The following is a 2908-nucleotide window of genomic DNA, read 5'->3' as shown; positions in this document are numbered from 1 at the left end:
CAGCAGTTCTTTTTCGTGCTGTCAAGGGTGGCGGACGTCTGCCACAACCTCTAATATCTACAATTTTCAAGGTTCATCTGAGCCTAATTTTTTAACTCAGTTTTTTCATATCTTATTTGACACTACCTTTTTAAAATAAATTTTTACATTTATCTAACAAAGCCTGCACTTCGGCTTTTGTTGCAAGTTCTTCCGAAAAAGCACTGGCGCTTCCGGTACATACACCCATTTTAAAGGCTTCTGCGTAACTTCCGGTTGACAGATATCCTGCAAGGAATCCGGCTACCATGGAATCTCCTGCTCCTACGGAATTTTTCAATTCCCCTTTTGGCGCTTCAGCACGGAATTCCTGTCCATCCTCAGTTACCAGTACTGCTCCATCCCCTGCCATGGAAATCAGAACATTTCTGGCTCCGCGCTCCTGAAGCTTTTTCGCATATTTCACAACATCATCCTTATCCGTGATTGTGACTCCAAAAATCTCACCAAGTTCGTGATTATTTGGTTTAATCAAAAACGGATGATATGGAAGAACATTCACCAGAAGATCTCTTGTTGCATCTACAGCGATGTTCAGTTTTTTATCCTCCAGATGTTTCATGATATCCATATACATAGATTCCGGCATCACAGATGGAATACTTCCAGCCAGCACAAGAACATCTCCATCCTGCAGCTGATCCAGTTTCTCATAAAGTTTTTTAATATCCTCCTGCATGATTGCAGGTCCCATTCCATTGATTTCGGATTCTTCATTGGAACGAAGCTTTACATTAATTCTGGAAACCCCTTTTTCTACGTGAATAAAATCTGCCTTTACACCTTTTTCCTCAAGAAGTCGGCATATTTCATCTCCGGTAAAACCAGCCATAAATCCAAGAGCAGTATTATCAAATCCAAGATTTTTTAATACCATAGATACATTAATTCCTTTTCCGCCCGGATATATGATCTCATCTACAGTCCGGTTTACCATTCCTGTCTGAAAATTCTTTACTGTTACAATGTAATCCAGCGATGGATTAAAAGTTACCGTATAAATCATTTTCCTTATACCTCCTTAATGTTTTTATATTTTCTAAATGCTTTTGAATTCAAATTTGTGGTAATAATAGTAGCATCATCAAATTCGGCGAATTTTACACTGGAAATCTGGGAAAATTTACTTCCATCAGCAAGAATATAACGTTCTTTGCAATTCTGCATGGATTTCTTTTTCACCATTGCCTCTTTTACCTCCGGCGTGGAAAATCCGGTCTCAACACTGATTCCGTTTGTTCCCCAGAATCCCTTGGTAAAGTTGTACTTATCCAGTGTTTCAACAGCTTCTTCTCCAACGATTGCCTCTGTTGCAGATTTAAACTCTCCCCCAAGAATGTAAACCCGAAAACCGATATCCGAAAGCTTTTTTGCATGACTGATTGCATTTGTTACAAATACCGTCTGACGGTTTGTAATATAATCAATCATAAACTCCGTTGTTGTTCCAGCATCCAGATAAACAAAATCTCCCGGCTCGATCAAAGATGCTGCATACTTTGCAATCTTGATCTTTGCATCTGCATTCAATGCTTTACGATTCATAACGTTTTCATCCATTGTACTGTAAATCGTATTTTTGGCGATTGCTCCGCCATGTACTTTTGTCAAAAATCCCTGTGAATCCAACTGATTTAAGTCTCTTCGAATCGTAGATTCTGATGTCTGAAGTTCTTTCATCAACTGTTGAACTGTAACGCTTCCTTCTTTATCTAATAACGATAAAATATTACTGTGCCTGTCCTCTGTTAACATATTATAACCACGACCCTTCATTTTCCGTCAAAAACATTCATCTGATAATTTGATTATAGATTTAAAAACATTTAAAGTCAATCAAAAACCGCCAAAATCATTCACAATTCTGACGGTTCTTTTTTGTATATTTTCCCTAATATACTTCTTTATAAAATTATTCGAACTCATAGGTTATTCCTGATTCTTCCAGAAATCAACCGGTTCATACGTCTTAAGTTCTGCAAGAAATCCCAGCTTCTGAAGTTCTTCCTGAATCTGATCCAATGTCTCTTCATCTTCTCCAAGAACTGTGTGATAATGGTAACCACTTGTCACATTCATGAGTGGCGTTGATTTTCCTTCACGAATCTCTGTAAGATACTTCTGAACATCTTTCCTGTTACGGATTCCAAGCTCTGCCCGGATCACTCCGTATACCTTATGATATACAAAAACATCCTCCACAGTAGCTCCAAAATCCACAAACGTATTCAACTCATCCACCATCTGCTCGATCGTGTGATATACCTTAAAAATCCTGCTGGCTCCTCTTTTTGTCTGAAGGATATATCCTCTGTTTGTGGACAATATTTCATTCCTTGCTGCACGAAGAAGTGCAATATCCTGAACAATTACCTGTCTGCTCACTTCAAAAATATCAGCAAGTTTCTCTCCGGAAATAGCGGATTTGCTTTTATCTAAAATCGCAAGTATTTCTTTTCTTCTTTCTTCTCCATTCATCATTTCGATTGCACCATCCTTCCATGGTTCCCTGAATATTCATAATTTTATCAAAGGAATAATATTCCGTCAAGGAGTATCTATACACCTGTCTTGACAGTTATTTGTAAAAAAAGAAAAACCTCTAAGCAAAACTTAGAGGCTAAAGAGGTGACTGACGGATTTGAACCGACGATCAGGGAGTTGCAGTCCCACGCCTTACCACTTGGCTAAGTCACCATATTCTATTATATGCTCCCTTACAAGATGATATACATCTTTATAAAAGAAAACTCCCCGAGTAGGGCTCGAACCTACAACAACTCGGTTAACAGCCGAGTGCTCTACCATTGAGCTATCGAGGAATATTTCAGAAGGTTATACCTTCAAAACTTCATACAGATCATCCGTC

At 38.4% G+C, this 2908-nt stretch carries 3 protein-coding genes and 2 tRNA genes; all 5 read right to left on the bottom strand.

Features of this window, described 5'->3' with window-relative positions:
* Positions 1–130: 130 nt before the first annotated feature.
* Positions 131–1045 (bottom strand): 1-phosphofructokinase, encoded by a 915-nt coding sequence (pfkB, locus tag FYJ75_RS14180; protein WP_154431051.1) that lies wholly within the window; start codon positions 1043–1045, stop codon positions 131–133.
* 5 nt (positions 1046–1050) lie between these two features.
* The gene (locus tag FYJ75_RS14175) at positions 1051–1794 is read right to left on the bottom strand and encodes a DeoR/GlpR family DNA-binding transcription regulator (protein WP_154431050.1); all 744 of its coding nucleotides are present in this window, start codon (positions 1792–1794) and stop codon (positions 1051–1053) included.
* A gap of 174 nt (positions 1795–1968) precedes the next feature.
* Positions 1969–2517: a transcription repressor NadR gene (locus tag FYJ75_RS14170; RefSeq protein WP_154431052.1), complete on the bottom strand. Its 549-nt coding sequence runs from the start codon at positions 2515–2517 to the stop codon at positions 1969–1971.
* 148 nt (positions 2518–2665) lie between these two features.
* Positions 2666–2736: transfer RNA gene (locus FYJ75_RS14165), tRNA-Cys, on the bottom strand.
* Between the two features lie 53 nt (positions 2737–2789).
* Positions 2790–2861: transfer RNA gene (locus FYJ75_RS14160), tRNA-Asn, on the bottom strand.
* Positions 2862–2908: the final 47 nt, after the last annotated feature.

The organism is Roseburia porci (genome assembly GCF_009695765.1).
GTDB classification, from domain to species: Bacteria; Bacillota; Clostridia; order Lachnospirales; family Lachnospiraceae; genus Roseburia; species Roseburia porci.
Note: the sequence above shows the minus strand (reverse complement) of the source record. Positions and strands in the feature narration are given on the sequence as shown.